This is a genomic window from Rhizobium sp. P1_C7 (assembly GCF_056406295.1).
Genome location: NZ_JBFUAL010000014.1, coordinates 1 through 16,866, shown reverse-complemented (window position 1 = coordinate 16,866; position 16,866 = coordinate 1). Strand labels below are relative to the sequence as shown.

At 61.2% G+C, this 16,866-nt stretch carries 15 protein-coding genes; 5 read left to right on the top strand and 10 right to left on the bottom strand.

Features of this window, described 5'->3' with window-relative positions; genetic code table 11:
• Positions 1-3 precede the first annotated feature (3 nt).
• The gene (locus AC1D2R_RS20975) at positions 4-1,503 is read right to left on the bottom strand and encodes a glycosyltransferase family 2 protein (protein WP_477970065.1); all 1,500 of its coding nucleotides are present in this window, start codon (positions 1,501-1,503) and stop codon (positions 4-6) included.
• Positions 1,500-2,030: a hypothetical protein gene (locus AC1D2R_RS20970; RefSeq protein ID WP_477970063.1), complete on the bottom strand. Its 531-nt coding sequence runs from the start codon at positions 2,028-2,030 to the stop codon at positions 1,500-1,502. The genes AC1D2R_RS20975 and AC1D2R_RS20970 overlap by 4 nt, the downstream gene beginning before the upstream one ends.
• On the opposite strand from AC1D2R_RS20970, the gene recX reads away from it, so the two are divergent.
• Together recX and AC1D2R_RS20960 are read left to right on the top strand one after the other, a co-directional pair.
• The gene (gene recX / locus AC1D2R_RS20965; protein WP_477970061.1) at positions 2,010-2,561 is read left to right on the top strand and encodes a recombination regulator RecX; all 552 of its coding nucleotides are present in this window, start codon (positions 2,010-2,012) and stop codon (positions 2,559-2,561) included. The two genes, AC1D2R_RS20970 and recX, sit on opposite strands and share 21 nt — an antisense overlap.
• 331 nt (positions 2,562-2,892) lie before the next feature.
• Positions 2,893-3,063 (top strand): hypothetical protein, encoded by a 171-nt coding sequence (locus tag AC1D2R_RS20960; RefSeq protein WP_477970059.1) that lies wholly within the window; start codon positions 2,893-2,895, stop codon positions 3,061-3,063.
• A gap of 141 nt (positions 3,064-3,204) precedes the next feature.
• Here AC1D2R_RS20960 and lpdA read toward each other — a convergent pair whose 3' ends face one another.
• The 7 genes from lpdA to AC1D2R_RS20925 form a co-directional block, all read right to left on the bottom strand.
• A complete protein-coding gene (lpdA, locus tag AC1D2R_RS20955) occupies positions 3,205-4,599 on the bottom strand; it encodes a dihydrolipoyl dehydrogenase (protein WP_477970057.1) in 1,395 nt (464 codons plus the stop codon).
• A gap of 5 nt (positions 4,600-4,604) precedes the next feature.
• Complete coding sequence (locus tag AC1D2R_RS20950) at positions 4,605-5,897, bottom strand: dihydrolipoamide acetyltransferase family protein (RefSeq protein ID WP_477970055.1); 1,293 nt, start codon at positions 5,895-5,897, stop codon at positions 4,605-4,607.
• 3 nt (positions 5,898-5,900) lie between these two features.
• Positions 5,901-6,914: an alpha-ketoacid dehydrogenase subunit beta gene (locus tag AC1D2R_RS20945; RefSeq protein ID WP_477970054.1), complete on the bottom strand. Its 1,014-nt coding sequence runs from the start codon at positions 6,912-6,914 to the stop codon at positions 5,901-5,903.
• A 1-nt stretch (position 6,915) separates the two neighbouring features.
• Complete coding sequence (locus tag AC1D2R_RS20940) at positions 6,916-8,148, bottom strand: thiamine pyrophosphate-dependent enzyme (protein WP_477970052.1); 1,233 nt, start codon at positions 8,146-8,148, stop codon at positions 6,916-6,918.
• Positions 8,149-8,216: 68 nt separating this feature from the next.
• Entirely contained in the window at positions 8,217-9,344 is a 1,128-nt protein-coding gene (locus AC1D2R_RS20935; RefSeq protein ID WP_477970050.1) for an acyl-CoA dehydrogenase family protein, read from the bottom strand.
• A 23-nt stretch (positions 9,345-9,367) separates the two neighbouring features.
• A complete protein-coding gene (locus AC1D2R_RS20930; RefSeq protein WP_477970048.1) occupies positions 9,368-10,555 on the bottom strand; it encodes an acetyl-CoA C-acyltransferase in 1,188 nt (395 codons plus the stop codon).
• Between the two features lie 23 nt (positions 10,556-10,578).
• The gene (locus tag AC1D2R_RS20925; RefSeq protein ID WP_477970046.1) at positions 10,579-11,349 is read right to left on the bottom strand and encodes a 3-hydroxyacyl-CoA dehydrogenase; all 771 of its coding nucleotides are present in this window, start codon (positions 11,347-11,349) and stop codon (positions 10,579-10,581) included.
• Between the two features lie 197 nt (positions 11,350-11,546).
• Here AC1D2R_RS20925 and AC1D2R_RS20920 point away from each other — a divergent pair, with 197 nt between their 5' ends.
• Positions 11,547-12,554: an AraC family transcriptional regulator gene (locus AC1D2R_RS20920; RefSeq protein ID WP_477970318.1), complete on the top strand. Its 1,008-nt coding sequence runs from the start codon at positions 11,547-11,549 to the stop codon at positions 12,552-12,554.
• A 91-nt stretch (positions 12,555-12,645) separates the two neighbouring features.
• Positions 12,646-14,388, top strand: coding sequence for an adenylate/guanylate cyclase domain-containing protein (locus AC1D2R_RS20915; protein ID WP_477970044.1), 1,743 nt, complete (start codon positions 12,646-12,648; stop codon positions 14,386-14,388).
• 229 nt (positions 14,389-14,617) lie between these two features.
• Here AC1D2R_RS20915 and AC1D2R_RS20910 read toward each other — a convergent pair whose 3' ends face one another.
• Positions 14,618-15,652 carry a LacI family transcriptional regulator gene (locus tag AC1D2R_RS20910; RefSeq protein WP_477970316.1) on the bottom strand — a complete coding sequence of 345 codons (1,035 nt, stop codon included), beginning with the start codon at positions 15,650-15,652 and terminating at the stop codon, positions 14,618-14,620.
• 352 nt (positions 15,653-16,004) lie between these two features.
• Here AC1D2R_RS20910 and AC1D2R_RS20905 point away from each other — a divergent pair.
• The coding region (locus tag AC1D2R_RS20905; protein ID WP_477970042.1) for an ABC transporter substrate-binding protein at positions 16,005-16,866 on the top strand (862 nt) is incomplete at its 3' end.

Below are 16,866 nucleotides of genomic sequence, written 5' to 3'. Positions count from 1 at the left end.
ACTTTAGTGTATCGAATATGTTGACGGCCGCTCTTTCGTTGGAATCCTCACCTTTCCGGTCTTGATCGTCTTGTCCCATTTGAGATCCGCCTTTCTGATTTCGGCCACGATCGCGGCGAGTGCGATCGCGCCCAACATTGGCCCGTAGCCGACGAGCACCAGCATTGCATTGCGCAGCCACTTTGGCGCGCCTGCCTTGTCCATACGGTAGACGCACCACGCCGCCGCGATCGAGATTGCCGACCATCCGAGGATGGCATGCACCAAGAGATTGCCCCACGACCAAGCGCCGGGCTTTTCCAGCTTGGCGACGCCGACGAAAGGCATCAGAAGGGCGATCGTCATCACTCCGATTGAGATCAGTCCGGGAAAGGCAATACCCTCGAACCACGAGCGTCTCGCGGCAGTCGGATCAATGGCAAAGGAGAACATTGTCTGGAAGAGATGGGCGACCAAGGTAACGCCTGATGCAACATAGAAGGCTTCCAACGCCCAGGGTGTCCAGAGATGATAGAGGCCGATGACGCCGATCGAGCCTGCGAACATGAAGAACGGCATCAGAGTTATGCTGAACCACAGTATGCCGAACGCCCAATTGCCAAGTAGTGCGCTGCGGCCGGGCTTGAACCAGATATCACTGAAGGCCCGCATGATCTGCAGGTTGCCGCGCCCCCAACGGAGACGCTGCCTCCAGAAGGCCGCAAGGCTGTCGGGCTCCTCAGCCCAAACAACGGCATTGGGCTCTATCAGGACGCGATGACCAAGGAGTTGCGTCTGGAATGTTGTGTAGGTGTCTTCAGCCAGCGTACTGGTGTCGATCTCACCACCAATTGCGATCAGATTGGCGCGACTGTGGAGTTGCGCTCCACCAGCCATACAGGCTAGCCCGCCCATGACGTTCTGCGTACGTCGCGCTGCCGCCTGGGCCACGATGTATTCAAATCCGATGAACCGCGACAGCAGCCCACCGGGATGACTACCCTCCTTCACATATGCCGTGACACCGCCGACTTCCGGGTCGGCGAGATGGCGGACCATGCGCCGCAAGGTCATTGCCTCGAAGAGGACATCGGCATCCATGATCATGATGGCCTCGGCCCAATCGTCGGCAAGGATCACCTGAAGCCCGTGGTTCAGCGTGTGTGCCTTTCCCTCACCACCTCTTTCACGTCGCAGATGAAAGACAGAACCGGGATACTGCGCCACCTTGGCATGCATGACTTCGGGCGTGTGGTCGGTGCTGGCGTCGTCCACAATGTAGAGGCGCCAGGAGCCAGCCGGATAATCGATGCGCATCAGCGCATCGATGCTGGGGCCAAGCACATCCGCTTCATTCCATGCCGGCAGCACGAATGCTACGCGCGGCGTGCCGGGCCCAATCCGGGAATAGTGATTCCAGATGCCGTGAAGGCCGACGAGCAGAAACTGGGCGAATGATGCGCATGTCGGCACCATTCCCATCAACACCAATAGCAAAAAAATGACCGCCAGCGTATTCGTCATCCGGCGCTCACTATCAGACCGAATAGGCTGTTCGGCAAGACTTCATTTCGAGATCGGATCGCGGCCCAGGTGATGGTGTAGGTGACGGTAGCAACGCTTGCGAGCACGCCCTCAGTCAGCCTTTTCGCAAATGCTACCATCTCCTGTCCACCGTCGATTTCGGCGTAGGTCTTGCGGCCCCCGACCTTCTTGCCGGTCTCGCGGCGCTTGCGTTCGCGGGTACCGCGCAGCTTCGAGCGCTTGCGGTTCTCCGAGGGACACAGGAGGTTAGTCGGTGCCGTGCCCTGGTTTCCGTGCCCTGGCGAGGTATTCCTTGGGATCTCAAAACAAGCAAAAAAGGCGCCATGCGTTTCGGCTGCGGGGTCGGGCGTCACCGGCAAAGGGGGAGCCTTCAATGATATGTACCGAATGCATGCTGCATCGATCAATGTCGAGTGCCAGCCATTCTGGCGCACATGCCGCTTACTGCGCAACAATAGCGCACCACCGATTCTCAGAGTGAACTCATGGCCGACGACGACACGCATTCAGACACTCCGACGACCCGCATGCTGAGCTGGGCGAGAAACTCCACCATCTACCGCCTCGAGCGAAGGATGATGACCGAAAAGCAGCTGTCTTACGCGATTTCCAGAAAGGCAAGGCAGAAGTTCGAGGGTATCACCGATGCCCAGGTCCAGGCTGTCACGGAGGCCGCAGTCAGATTTGCCTATGAACTGGGTGGCTTGAACGACGTCGCCTATGCGGAAATCAGCGCACGATCCGGTGTGCGCAACGGGCGGTCGAAGCGGCTGATTGCGCAACGACTGTCGGCCAAGGGCGTCGATCGCGAGACGGTCGCTGCGACGCTCGAGGAGACCGACGATCTGCCGGCTGCGGTGATATTTGCCAGGAAGCGCGCATTTGGCCCGTTTCGTCGCGACGGCGCGGCGGAAGATCGCCAGGCGAAGGAAATAGCGGCGTTTGCCCGCAACGGTTTCAGCTTTGGCCTTGCCAAGACCATTCTCGGCATGAGCCGGGAGGAGGCCGAAGAGGCACTCGCGGCGCGTGCGCTATAGCTGCGCGATTGAAATCCCATTGCCCGTTTGCTGCCTTGACGACAAAGAGGGCCAACTCCACATCAATCGGCCAACGTTCGGTGCAATTTCGGAAGACGATTTGGATGCGGGTTCTCACGCCGGCAACAAGCCAGTCCAGCTCCACCGCCACGCCGTGTTAAAACTTGCTTTGAACACATTCAACATGCAACACTGAGCTGTCGAAATTGCTAGTCGAGCTTTGTTTCACGCCGCTTTGGCGTTCAAGCTGACCTTTTCTCTCAAAATCGATTTACACGTCATCTGGCCTGGCGCCAGAGGCGATAACCTATGCGATCGAAGGGATTATCCAATGAGCAAGACCGACGCGGCTGAGATTAAGCGCAGAACAGAGCGCCACGTTGCCAACTCGAGTGGCGGCGGCCATCTCGGAGGGACGAACTTCGGCCAGGCCAATGACGCCAAGACCTCTGGCGGCAGTGGTCAGGGTGGAAAGAGTCGCCCGGGCGGCGCGCGCAAGTAACACCGGCACGGGCGAGCTTGTCTCGCCCAGGCTCCACCGACAAACATGGGTCCCGCATCCGCAGTGGTTGACGGGTCTCATGATCCCCGGCTGACCAACAGCCGGCCCACAACTCAGCATTGCGGTGCGAGCGGTCGCTTGTCAGATGTGCAGGGCATGGCCAAGTGCCTTGAGGGCAGCCTCCTGAATGGCTTCGCTGCGGGTTGGGTGGGCATGTATCGTGCCGGCAATATCCTCAAGCCGAGCGCCCATCTCGATCGCCAGCGAAAACCCGGCGGAGAGCTCCGAAACGCCTTGTCCGACTGCCTGCAGGCCAAGCACCAGGTTGGTGTCGGCACGGGCCACGATCCGCACGAAGCCTTCATCCGATTGCATCGTCATGGCGCGTCCGTTGGCAGTGAAGGGGAATTGGCCGACGCGGATGTCGTAGCCCTGGCTCCTGGCCTCGTCGGGTGCGAGACCGGCGGTGACAATCTCCGGATCGGTGAAGCAAATGGCTGCTATGCAGCGCTTGTCCCAGGCACGTTTTCGGCCGGCGATGATCTCGGCCACCATCTCACCCTGCGCCATTGCCCGGTGGGCAAGCATCGGCTCGCCGGTGACGTCGCCGATCGCATAGATGCCGCGCATCGATGTCCGGCAGCGATCATCGATCCGGATGAAGCGACCGGAGCGATCGAGATCGAGCTGCTCCAGGCCCGACCCTGATGTGTTTGGTTCGCGGCCGACGGTCACGAGAATCCCCTCCGCCGAAAGGTGCTCCTGCGTGCCATCGGCGGCTTCGACGAGGAGCCCAAGCCCATCGCTTGAAAGCGCCCTTGTCATGGTCAGCACGCGAATATTGCGTTCCGTGAGCTTTCTTTGCACCGGACGGATGAGATCCGCATCATATTGCGGCAGGATCTGGGGGGTGGCTTCGACGATCGTCACCTCGGAGCCCAGCTTGGAAAAAGCGGTGCCGAGCTCCAGTCCGATATATCCGCCTCCGACCACCACAAGCCTCCTCGGAAGCTCCTTCAATGCAAGGGCCTCGGTCGAGGACATGATAGCGCCGCCGAAGGGAAGGGCAGGAAGTTCGACAGGTTTCGAGCCAGTGGCGATCACCACATTTTCGGCGCGGATGATCTGGGCGGCGCCGGTCTCCGTCTCGACCTCCACCGACTTACCATCGAGGAAGACCGCGCTGCCATGGACGATCTTTACCCTTGCCTTTTGCAGGAGTGCGGTGACGCCGCTGGTCAACCGGCCGACGATGCCATCCTTCCAGGCGACGGTTCTCGCGAGATCGATGGTGGCTCCTTCCACGCGAATGCCGGCCGGATGCTTGCCGACCCCCATGAGCCTGACAGCATCGAATTCCTCAGCTGCATGGATCAGCGCCTTGGAGGGGATGCAGCCGACGTTGAGGCAGGTGCCGCCGGGCCTTTTGTCCTCAACGATGACAGTGTCGATGCCGAGCTGGCCGGCTCGGATGGCGCAGACATAGCCAGCGGGCCCGGCACCGATCACAAGCAGCTTGCAGACGATCTCTTTCATGGATTTCAGCCTTCAATGAAGATGAGTGCCGGCGTCTCCAGGAGCACCCGGATGCGCTGGATGAAGGTTGCCGCGTCCCATCCGTCGACGATACGGTGGTCGAAGCTGGAGGACAGGTTCATCATCTTGCGCGGCACGAACTGCGTACCGTCCCAGACCGGCCGCACGGCGATCTTGTTGACGCCGATGATAGCGACTTCGGGGTGATTGATAACAGGCGTCGAGACGATCCCGCCGAGCGCGCCCAGCGAGCTGATCGTGATCGTCGAGCCGCTCAACTCGTCACGCGTTGCCGTGCCAGTGCGCGCGGCCTGCGCCAATCGTGCGATCTCGCCTGCGCAATCCCATATGCCGCGCGCCTCGGCGTGGCGCACCACGGGAACGACGAGCCCGGACGGCGTCTGGGCGGCAACTCCAATATGGACGGCTGCGTGCCGGGTGACAATTCCGGCGTCGTCGTCAAAGGTGGCGTTGACGTCAGGCTGTTCGGCAACCGCCTTCACCAGCGCCCGCATTAGGAAGGGCAACACGGTGAGCTTTGCCTGTTCGGCCTTGCGATCGCGGTTCATGGTCGCGCGGAGTTCTTCCAGCGCCGTCATGTCGATCTCTTCGACATAAGTGATGTGAGGTATTCGCGATGCCGAGAGCGACATCTTTTCGGCAATGCGTCGTCTGAGGCCGGTGAGCTTGATCTCCTCGGTTGCCGTCTTGCGTGCGGTGCCGGGCTGCGCGGACAAGGGCACGGCGCCACGCGCCAGAAACTGCTCGATGTCTTCCCGCACGATACGACCGGCTGGACCGCTTGCCCGTATCTGCCTCAGGTCGACGCCGTGCTCGCGGGCAAACAAGCGCACAGAGGGTGAGGCGAGGGGCTTTTCCGCTGGCCCCTCGAAGGGCTTGCTCGCGGCTTTGTCGCCTCGATCGCCAATCGGCTTGGAAGAGGAGCCTGCCGCACCGGTGGACGCGATCGGTGCCTGCTGCGCTGCTGCGGAAGGCTTGGCCGCCTGCGCGGCGCCAAGAGGTGTTGGGGGAACCGGTTGCGCCGCCCCGCCGTCATCGACAGTTTCGATGCGCAAGAGTGGTGCCTTGACGGCAATCGTGTCGCCGACCTCGCCGCCGAGCCAGATGACGGTGCCGGTGACCGGCGACGGGATTTCGACTGTTGCCTTGTCGGTCATGACGGCTGCGACCACCATGTCCTCCAGGACAGGTTCACCTGCCTTGACGTGCCATTCGACGAGCTCTGCCTCGGCAACGCCTTCGCCGACATCGGGCATCTTGATGGTGAATTCGCCCATATCTCAGGCCTCCATGACATCGATCAAGGCGCGCCCAACACGCGCTGGGCCGGGGAAGTAGTCCCATTCCTGGGCATGCGGATAGGGCGTATCCCAACCGGCGACACGCACTACGGCCGCCTCGAGGTGATAGAAGCAATGCTCCTGGACGAGCGCTGCCACCTCTGCGCCAAAACCGGAGGTGAGCGTCGCCTCGTGGACGATGACGCATCGGCCGGTCTTCGACACCGATTGCACGATCGTATCGAGGTCGAGCGGCAGCAGGCCGCGAAGGTCGATCACTTCCGCGTCGATACCGGTATCCTCGGTGGCGGCAAGGGCCACGTGAACCATGGTGCCGTAGGCGATCACGGTGACAGCTGATCCCGCCCGCCGGACCTCGGCCTTGCCGATCGGGATCGTGTAGTGGCCGTCGGGCACTTCGCCGAGCTCGTGCTTCGACCAGGGCGTGACCGGGCGCTCGTGGTGGCCGTCGAAAGGACCATTATAGAGCCGCTTCGGCTCCAGAAACATGACCGGGTCCGGATCCTCGATCGCCGCTATCAGAAGCCCCTTGGCATCGTATGGATTGGAGGGCACCACCACCTTCAGGCCGCAGACGTGTGTAAAGAGCGCCTCCGGGCTCTGGCTGTGCGTTTGGCCTCCAAAAATGCCGCCGCCCGTCGGCATGCGCAGCACGATCGGGCAGGTGAAATCCCCGTTCGAGCGGTAGCGGATGCGCGCCGCCTCCTGGGTGATCTGATCGTAGGCGGGATACATGTAGTCGGCGAACTGGATCTCGACGCATGGTTTGAGCCCGTAGGCCGCCATGCCGATCGCCGTACCGACAATGCCGGATTCGTTGATTGGCGTGTCGAAGCAGCGCGTCTTGCCGTATTTGGCCTGCAACCCTTGCGTACAGCGAAAGACACCGCCGAAATAGCCGATGTCCTCGCCGAAGACCACGACATTGTCGTCGCGCGCCATCGATACGTCCATGGCGCTGCGCACGGCCTCGATCATCGTCATTCGAGCCATCTCAGTACCCCGCCTTCTGCCGCTGGCGGCGGATATGGGGCGGCATTTCTGCATAGACGCCCTCGAAGATGTCGCGCACCGATGGCCTGCCGCCGGCGTGCAGGGTCCCATGTTCCTCGGCCTTCTTCTGCGCCTCCATGACGTCGTCCATGATTTCCGCCTCGGCCTGTATGTGACGCTCTTTTGACCACGCTCCTTTGGCGATAAGGTGCTTCTTCAGCCGCAGCACAGGATCTCCAAGCGGCCAGGCCTCGGATTCGGTCTTCGGTCGGTAGGCGCTCGGATCATCCGACGTCGAGTGGGCACCGACGCGGTAGGTGACATACTCGATCAGTGTCGGGCCGAGATTGCGGCGTGCGCGCTCGGCGGCCCAGCGCGCAACCGCATGGACAGCGAGGTAGTCGTTGCCATCGACGCGCAATGCCGGGATGCCGAAGCCAAGGCCTCGCGCCGCAAACGTGCCCGAGCCGCCACGGGCAATGCCCTGGAAGGTGGAGATCGCCCACTGGTTGTTGACGATGTTGAGGATGACCGGCGCCTTGTAGGTCGAGGCAAAGACGAGCGCGGAGTGAAAGTCGGACTCGGCCGTTGAGCCGTCGCCGATCCAGGCGGCAGCGATCTTGCTGTCGTTCTTGATCGCCGAGGCCATCGCCCAGCCGACGGCCTGCACGTACTGGGTGGCAAGATTGCCCGAGATCGTGAAGAAGCCATGCTCTTTCGACGAATACATGATCGGCAACTGGCGGCCGCGCAGCGGATCGCTCTCGTTGGAAAAGATCTGGTTCATCATCTCGACCATGGGATAGTCGTCGGCAATCAGGAGGCCGGCCTGCCGGTAGGTCGGAAAGTTCATGTCGCCCTTGTTGAGCGCCTTGCGAAACGCGCAGCTGACGGCCTCCTCGCCGAGATGCTGCATGTAGAAGGAAGTCTTGCCCTGGCGTTGCGCCATCAGCATGCGGGCGTCGAAAGCGCGCAGCTTCATCATGTTGCGAAGGCCGGCAAGCAGCTCCGCGTCAGACAGCATCCCGGCCCAGGGGCCAACTGCTTCGCCATCGCGATTGAGGACGCGGATGATGGAATAGGCGAGATCGCGGATCTCTTCGGAGGCGACATCGACCTCCGGGCGGGGCACGGCACCCGCCTTGGCGATCTTGACGTTGGAAAAATCGGGCTGGCCGCCCGGACGGACGGCGGGTTCAGGGACATGCAGGCTCAATTGAGCGGGTTCCGTCATGTCGTATCATTCCTCCCTTTGCCGGTGCCGCTCCTCCTCCAGGAACGGGACGGCCTATTTCATTTGAACTATAGATTGCGCGCGATGACCATGCGTTGCACGTCGCTTGTTCCCTCATAGATTTGGCAGATGCGCACGTCCCTGTAGATCCGCTCGACGGGATAGTCGGCGATATAGCCGTAGCCGCCGTGGATCTGGATCGCATCGGAGCAAACACGTTCTGCCATTTCGGACGCGAAAAGCTTTGCCATCGATGCTTCCGAGAGGCAGGGAAGCCCGCTTTCCCGCAGCAAGGCTGCATGGAAGACGAGCTGGCGCGCTGCCTCGATCTGCGTCGCCATATCGGCAAGGCGAAAGGCGACCGCCTGATGCTCCATGATCGGTTTGCCGAAACTGGTGCGTTCGCGGGCATAGTCGCGTGCCGCTTCGAACGCGGCTCGTGCCATGCCCACCGCCTGCGCGCCGATGCCGATGCGTCCGCCCTCAAGATTGGCAAGCGCGATGCGGTAGCCATCCCCTTCGGCGCCGAGCCGGAGTTCTACCGGAATGCGCATGTCGTTGAAGGCAATCTGGCAGGTGTCGGACGAGTGCAGGCCGAGCTTGTCCTCGACACGGATGACCTCGTAGCCCGGCGTATCGGTCGGCACGATGAAGGCGGTGATGCCCTTCTTGCCGGCCGAGGGATCGGTAACGGCGAAGGCGATGATCACCTGGCCGTTCTTGCCCGAGGTTGTGAACTGCTTGGCGCCGTCGAGGACGTAGTGAGCACTGTCGCGGCGAGCGCGACTGCGAAGGTTCGAGGCATCGGAGCCGGCCTGCGGCTCTGTGAGCGCAAAGCCGCCAATCCATTCGCCGGTCGACAGCTTCGGCAGAAATCGCTGCTTCTGTTCGTCGGTTCCAAACTTCAGGATAGGCACGCATCCGACCGAACTGTGGACGCTCATGATCGTCGAGCAGGCGCCGTCGCCAGCGGCGATCTCCTCAAGTGCTGCGGCGTAAGCTACCGTGCCGGTGTCAGAGCCACCGTAGTCCTCGGGAACCAGCATGCCAAGCAGGCCGAGCTCACCCATCTCCTTCAGCTCTTCGCGCGGAAAGGCGTGCGAGCGATCACGCGCGGCAGCACCCGGCGCCAGGCGCTCGCGCGCAAAATCGCGGGCGAGATCACGTATCTGCTGCTGAACGTCGGACAGGATCATCGTTTCGTTCCTCAAGGCTTCCGTCAGTGCCGTTCGACAGCGATTGCCGTTGCCTCGCCACCGCCGATGCAAAGCGCTGCCATCCCGCGCCTCAGATCGTATTGCTCGAGTGCTGCGAGAAGCGTGACGATGATGCGGGCACCCGACGCTCCGATCGGGTGGCCGAGCGCGCAGGCGCCACCGTGGATGTTGACCTTGTCGTGCGGCAGATCGAGATCGCGCATGGCGGCCATCGCCACGACTGCGAAAGCCTCGTTGATCTCGAAAAGGTCGACGCTGGCGAGCGCCCAGCCGGTGCGATCAGACAGCGTCTGGAGGGCGCCGATCGGGGCGGTGGCAAAGAGGTTCGGTGCGTGGGAATGTGTGGCGTGGCCGACAATGGTTGCAAGCGGTCGGATACCACGGCGTTCGGCCTCGGAGCGGCGCATCATCACAAGCGCTGCCGCGCCATCGGAAATCGAACTTGAATTGGCGGCCGTCACCGTTCCGCCATCGCGAAAAGCGGGCTTCAGGGAAGGGATTTTTTCTGGCCTTGCCTTGCCCGGCTGTTCGTCGAGACTGACGGTCTCTTCGCCCTTGCCCGATCTGACGACAACCGGCGTGATCTCGGCCGCGAAGGAACCCGCCTGTATTGCCGTTTGCGCGCGCGTCAGCGAGGAGACCGCATAGGCATCCTGAGCCTCGCGTGTAAACTGGTAGGCCTCGGCGCAGTCTTCGGCGAAGGTCCCCATCAAGCGCCCCCTGTCATAAGCATCCTCCAGCCCGTCGAGGAACATATGATCGATCATGCGTCCGTGGCCGAGCCGGTAGCCGCTGCGGGCACGATCCAGAAGATAGGGCGCATTCGTCATGCTTTCCATGCCGCCTGCGACGACGACCGAGGCGCTTGCCGCAGCAATCGCGTCATGGCCGATCATGGCAGCCTTCATGCCGGAGCCGCACATCTTGTTGACGGTGCTGGCGGACGTCGAGAAGGGCAGGCCGGCACCGATCGCCGCCTGCCTTGCGGGCGCCTGGCCCTGACCGGCGGCAAGCACGCAACCGAAGATCACCTCGTCGACGGCCTCGGCTGCAAGCCCGCTGCGCTCGAGTGCCGCCCGGATGGCTGCTGATCCGAGATCAGGGGCTGCTGCCTCACGAAGAGCGCCCTGAAAGCCGCCAATCGGAGTGCGGGCTGCGCCGACAATCACGATGGGATCCTGATGTGTCATTCCATTTCCTCCTGGACGCAGTGTCAGCGCGCGCCCATCCGCAATGCGCCGTCGAGCCTGATGACCTCGCCGTTCAGCATGCTGTTCTCACATATGTGGTGGACAAGGGCTGCGAATTCCGCCGGCCTGCCGAGCCGCGACGGGAAGGGAACGCTCGTGCCGAGTGCGTCTTGAACCTCGTGCGGCATGCCAGCCATCATCGGCGTCTCGAAGATCCCGGGTGCGATCGCCATAACGCGAATGCCATAGCGGGCCAACTCGCGGGCGATCGGCAGCGTCATGGCAACAACGCCACCCTTGGATGCGGAATAGGCGGCCTGACCGATCTGCCCGTCGAAGGCCGCTGCCGAGGCGGTGCTTATGATGACGCCGCGCTCGCCGTCCGTATCCGGCTCCTGCATCTCAATCGCCGCAGCCGCAAGCCGGATCATGTTGAATGTGCCGACAAGATTGATGCTGATTGCCCGTGCGAAGCTATCCAGATGATGCGGTCCGTCGCGACCGATCACCTTTTCCGCTGGCGCGATGCCGGCGCAATTGACCAGACCGCGAAGGCCGCCGAACGCATTCAGCGCCAATTCCGTCACGCGCTCTCCATCCTCGGCACTTGTGACATCGGCATGGATGTGCCGAACCACATCGGCCCCGAGTTCCCGGACGATGCTCTGTCCTGCATCGTCATTGAGGTCGGCGACAACGACGCGACCGCCGTTCTCGACCAGCATGCGCACGGTTGCGGCACCAAGTCCGGACCCGCCGCCGGTGACGATAAAACTTCCTCCACGGATCTGCATGGTTCTGCTCCCACAGTCCTGCAATGGCGGCCCCTGCCGTTCGCTAGACGCTCCTCGCCGCGTTGGTCAGGGCCACAATCTCAACAAGTCTACGTCGCCGCGCTATTGCAGGCGATGACAGAACTGCTTCAATATATCGGCCAGTTTTGCCACTTGCGAATGGCAGACGGCTAAATGACAGATGAGTGATGACGGGTGTGACAGAGACCGACAGACGCATGATTGCCCCGGGGTTCGTCGAGGAGGCTCTTGATAGCCTTAGACGTTTCGCAAGGCCGACGGCACCGCTCCTTGAATGCATTGGCCTGCCGTTGAAGGTCGACCAGCCGATCTCGGCAGAGCGCTATGGAGCGCTGTGGCTGGCGATTGCAGCCGAACTCGACGATGAATTCTTCGGCATGGGTGCAAGACCGATGCGCAGAGGCAGTTTCACCCTGCTTTGCCATTGTGTCCTGCATGCCCCGACGCTCGGCCACGCGTTGCGCCGGGCCTTGCGTTTCCTGGATGTCGTGCTCGATGATCCCCGCGGTGAACTCGTCGTGCGCGATGGTTTGGCGCAAATCGAGCTGATGGATGCAGGCGCTCCCCGATCTGCATTTGCCTATCGGACCTACTGGATCATCCTGCATGGGATCGCATGCTGGCTGGTGGGGCGGCGCATTCCTATTCGAATGGTCGATTTTCGATGCGCCGAACCGAAGCAGGGGGCGGACTATCGGCTCTTCTTCGGCGCGCCGGTACGCTTTTCCCAGGAGACCAGCCGCCTCGGCTTTGACAGTGCCATGCTGAACCTGCCGATTTCTCGAACGGAGCAGGCGCTGAAGCAGTTCCTCAGCGCAGCTCCGGCAAACATCCTTGTCCGCTACCGCTACGATGCCGGCCTCGCGTCCAATGTGCGCCGCCGCCTCGCGGATGTGTCCCCTTCCGCCTGGTCGACCTTTGAGGAACTGGCGGCCGCGATGCGCATGCCGCCATCGACGCTGCGCCATCGCCTGCATGACGAGGGGCAGAGCTATGCAGCCATCAAGGACGATATCCGCCGCGACCTGGCTGTCGAGTTGCTGACCAACACATCAAGGACGATCGCCGATATTGCTGCACAGCTCGGCTATTCCGAGCCCAGCGCCTTCTTCCGCGCATTCCGCAAATGGACGAAGAAAACGCCTGATGCGTTCCGAAGAGCGAACGTCGATCGAGGATCGTGACGCACAGTCACCGTGCGTCCGCTGATCATGGACTTCTGCGCAAGTTGCAAATACCGTAGGCGCGGTTCCACCTCCTCGGGTATATTGCCCAATGGCCGAAGAACGCGTCCAACGCCGTCTTGCAGCAATCGTCATCGCGGACGTCGTTGGTTACTCGCGTCTGATGGAGGAGGATGAGGTTGCAACACTGACCACGCTGAAGGCGCGCCGGTCCAAAATTCTCCAGCCGGTGGTGCACGCGCATGGCGGGCGGGTCGTCAAAGTGATGGGAGACGGGGTTCTCCTGGAGTTCCCAAGCGCGGTCGACGCCATGGCCGGAGCGATTGAGTTGCAGCGGAAGATGGAGGAGGCAAACGGTGCGTTACCGGAGGCGCGCCGCATCGTCCTGCGCATCGGCATCAATCTCGGCGACGTCGTCATAGACGGCAGTGATCTCTACGGCGATGGTGTCAACATCGCAGCACGACTACAAAGCCTGGCCGAGCCGGGCGCCATCTACGTGTCGGCGGGCATCCGTGATCAAGTCAAACGCAAGCTCGCGTTTGACTTTGACGATCTCGGACCGAAATCCCTGAGGAACATTGCCGAACCGGTTCATGTCTATCGTGTTCTCTTTGAACCCGGCGCAAAGATCTGGCATGACGGACAAGCGGCGTTGCCGCTACCTGTCAAAGCTTCCATCGCCGTGTTGCCGTTCACCAACATGGGCGGTGAAGCGGAGCAGACCGTGTTCACGGACGGGTTGACCGAAGACTTAATTACCGATCTTTCAAGAAATGCCAGCCTGTTTGTTATCGCACGCCACTCGACCTTTGCTTACAAGGGGAAATCGGTCGACGTTCGATTGATCGCGCGCGATTTGGGAGTTCGCTACATCGTCGAAGGCAGTGCACGACGCGTCGCCAGTCGTGTGCGTATCAACGTTCAGCTCATCGATGCGATTGGAGGAGATCACCTGTGGGCGGAGCGCTTCGATAGGGACGTCGAAGACATCTTCGGCGTTCAGGACGAAGTTACAGCCAAGATCGTCGAGGCGCTGGTCGGACGATTGGCGGCCTTGCCAGCGCGATATCGTCCAAAGAGCCTGGAGGCCTACGACATCTGTGTTCGGGGGCGACGCCTAATCAGTGTGTTCACCAGCTTTCCGGATGCGATCCGCGAGGCTCAGATGCTGTTGGGCCGGGCAATATCGATCGATCCCGAATATGCGGAGGCTATTTACTGGCTGGCCTTCGTTCACTGGCAATTGTGGGCACACAGCATCGAGCCCACCGCGGAGAACCGATCGCGGGCGCTGGAACTCGCCCGAAGAGCTGTTGCATTGGACGAGAACGACGCTGCAAGTCACTGGATTCTCGGATATTTGCTGGCCTATGAAAAACACTGGACCGAGTCCGACCACGAGTTTGCAGTTGCCTTCACGTTGGAACCAAATCAGCCGGACGCGCTGGTTATGACGTCGGAGATTGCAGTCTACGCTGGTCGAGCGTCAGAGGCGATCGAACTGATCCAAAGGGCGCTTCGACTGAACCCGCATCCCGCGGGCTGGTACTATTGGGAGCTTGGACTCGCGCACTATTCGGCCCGCCAGTATGAGGAAGCCGTCAAGGTTTTGCGCATGGAGGCGACCTACCGCAGCGCCTCGCGCCGCATACTTGCAGCTAGTCTTGCGCAGCTCGGACGCACAGACGAGGCGAAGCGAGAAGCCACACTTTTCATGGCGTCGACGCCGTATTTCAAAATTTCTCACTGGGCAGTCGCTCAACCCGCCCGCAACGCAGACGCGGTCCAGCACTTCGCGGAAGGCTATCGCATGGCCGGATTGCCGGAATGAGCGGGAAAAGTTGAGCTTCGATTAAGGATTGACCAGGCCGTCACGTATTCCGGCTCTCGTGAGCGAGGCTGCGTACGACACGAACAGCGGCCCTTGAGCTTCTGCAAGGGCCGGTCGATGCCGGCCAGTGGAGAAACCCTTCGGTTGATATCCGAGCCGTACTCGCGCCACTGGCGGTGTGGTCCACGCACCGCCTGGGCGATTGAACTTCAGGGTTCCGGGAGCCACGTCACGCAGCGTTTTCAGGATTGGAAAAATGAAACTGCGGCTTGAGCAGCATTTGCAGGTTGGCCGTTTCCTCGCCGGCAATGCGAGCGAGAAGCAACCGGCCCATCTGCTCTCCGGTATCGGTCAGGTCCTCGTAGATCGTCTCGACCTTGGGCTGGATCTGGCTGAGCAGTTGCGATGTGCGCTTGGCCACGACATCGTATTCGAGGCCGAGCGTCAGCCCGTGATCGCTCATCCCGGTAATGGTGGCAAGCGCGCAGACCTCACCGCCGCAGGCAAAGCCGTCAGGAGCCTCCGGTCGGCCAGCGCGCCAGCTCATATAGCTACGGATACGCTCGACGGGACAATCAAGGTCGATGTCTTCGGGGATCTCGTAAGCAACGCCTGCCTCCCTGACGGCGGTCATGAAACCGTGGAGCAGGTGCTGGGAAAAGGTCAAACGCTTGGGCGGAAGGATGATCGTCGGCTTGCGCCGCCCCCGTGCGATCAGCCACTTCGTCGCCTCGTAAGCGAAGCTGAAATTGTCATAGTCGACATAGGGGTGTTCGGTCGAGAACTCGGTGCGGCCATGGGAGACGAAAGGAAAGCCGTTTTCCAAAAGCAGGCGAACGCGCGGGTCGAACGGTTCGGTTCGCGAAAAGATCAGTCCATCGGCCATGCCGTTGCGCACGATATGGCGCACCGCGTCAATGTTGCTGCCGTTGACGAGGTTCGGAGTGATGATCAGGTGATAGGGCGTATCCTTCAGGGCCTTGGCAAGCCCGTGCATGATCGAAATGCCGTAGCCGAGAATTTCCTCATGCGGGTCCAGGAGAACGCTGATGACGTTGGTCCTGCCGGTCTTGAGGCGCTGGGCTGCCCGGTCCGGCAGATATCCGATGTTGGCTGCGACCTCATGGACACGCCTGCGCGTTTCGATCGAAATCTGCGGGGCGTTGCTGAGCGCACGCGATACGGTTGTCACCGCAAACCCGGTGATCTCCGATATGGTGCGCAGCGTGGGCTTGCCGCTCTTTGGAATGGTTTGAGGGACCATTCCCCTGGGAGTGTCGCTCACGTGGTTCCTCCCATCCATGATGACATGACTATCTAACCGCAGTCGCACCGATAGGCAATGCGCTTGTGAAAACGTTGATGGCGCAGTCTTTGCAACACTACTGGTAGTATGAGCGCGACGTAAAACATAGATATCTCGTTTCAATTCAATATTTTACTGTTCCGTTTCAAACGACGCCGCGCGATGCTTGACTCCGTGCAATTTATAACGTTTTAAATATCCCATGCGGTGAGAACACTGCAGAGGAATTGCTTGACCCCAGTGATGGCGGGAGGGCGTTCAACGGCGGAGGAAGGAGCTTCCGTCTCGACTTGCAACCGGGAGGAATACGATGCGCAAGTTTATGATGACGACTGCGATTGCAGCGCTGATGGTAGCGGGCTGCGGTGCAGCGCGCGCTGATGATGTCAAGGAAGTCCAGATGCTGCACTGGTGGACATCTGGCGGCGAAGCTGCGGCGCTCAACGTGCTCAAGGGCGATCTGGCCAAGGAAGGCTATGCCTGGAAGGACGTGCCTGTCGCCGGCGGCGGCGGTGACGCTGCCATGACCGCTTTGAAGGCGATGGTCGCTGCGGGAACCTATCCGACCGCGTCGCAGATGCTCGGCTACACCGTTCTCGACTATGCCCAGGCGGGCGTCATGGGCGATCTGACCGAGACCGCGAAGAAGGAAGGCTGGGACAAGTCGGTTCCAGCGGCTCTTCAGAAATTCTCCGTTTACGACGGCAAGTGGGTTGCGGCACCTGTCAACGTTCACTCGGTCAACTGGCTGTGGATCAACAAGGCCGTCATGGACAAGATCGGCGGCACCGAGCCGAAGACCTTCGACGACCTGATCGCGTTGCTCGACAAGGCGAAAGCGGCGGGCGTCATTCCGCTGGCTCTCGGCGGTCAGAACTGGCAGGAAGCGACGATGTTCGATTCGATCGTGCTGTCGACGGGCGGTCCTGAATTCTACAAGAAGGCCTTCAACGATCTCGACGAAGCTTCGCTGAAATCAGATACGATGAAGAAGTCTTTCGACAACCTTGCCAAGATCAAGGAATATGTCGACCCGAACTTCTCCGGCCGTGACTGGAACCTTGCGACCGCCATGGTCATCAAGGGCGATGCGCTTGTTCAGGTCATGGGCGACTGGGCCAAGGGCGAGTTCGTCGCTGCCAAAAAGACCCCGGATACCGACTTCCTGCCTG

Coding starts and splice junctions, on each gene's coding strand:
- AC1D2R_RS20930 (WP_477970048.1), bottom strand. CDS start 10,555: ATGACACATCAGGATCCCATCGTGATTGTCGGCGCAGCCCGCACTCCG.
- AC1D2R_RS20940 (WP_477970052.1), bottom strand. CDS start 8,148: ATGACGGAACCCGCTCAATTGAGCCTGCATGTCCCTGAACCCGCCGTC.
- AC1D2R_RS20975 (WP_477970065.1), bottom strand. CDS start 1,503: ATGACGAATACGCTGGCGGTCATTTTTTTGCTATTGGTGTTGATGGGA.
- lpdA (WP_477970057.1), bottom strand. CDS start 4,599: ATGAAAGAGATCGTCTGCAAGCTGCTTGTGATCGGTGCCGGGCCCGCT.
- AC1D2R_RS20925 (WP_477970046.1), bottom strand. CDS start 11,349: ATGCAGATCCGTGGAGGAAGTTTTATCGTCACCGGCGGCGGGTCCGGA.
- AC1D2R_RS20910 (WP_477970316.1), bottom strand. CDS start 15,652: ATGGTCCCTCAAACCATTCCAAAGAGCGGCAAGCCCACGCTGCGCACC.
- recX (WP_477970061.1), top strand. CDS start 2,010: ATGGCCGACGACGACACGCATTCAGACACTCCGACGACCCGCATGCTG.
- AC1D2R_RS20915 (WP_477970044.1), top strand. CDS start 12,646: ATGGCCGAAGAACGCGTCCAACGCCGTCTTGCAGCAATCGTCATCGCG.
- AC1D2R_RS20970 (WP_477970063.1), bottom strand. CDS start 2,030: ATGCGTGTCGTCGTCGGCCATGAGTTCACTCTGAGAATCGGTGGTGCG.
- AC1D2R_RS20935 (WP_477970050.1), bottom strand. CDS start 9,344: ATGATCCTGTCCGACGTTCAGCAGCAGATACGTGATCTCGCCCGCGAT.
- AC1D2R_RS20945 (WP_477970054.1), bottom strand. CDS start 6,914: ATGGCTCGAATGACGATGATCGAGGCCGTGCGCAGCGCCATGGACGTA.
- AC1D2R_RS20950 (WP_477970055.1), bottom strand. CDS start 5,897: ATGGGCGAATTCACCATCAAGATGCCCGATGTCGGCGAAGGCGTTGCC.
- AC1D2R_RS20960 (WP_477970059.1), top strand. CDS start 2,893: ATGAGCAAGACCGACGCGGCTGAGATTAAGCGCAGAACAGAGCGCCAC.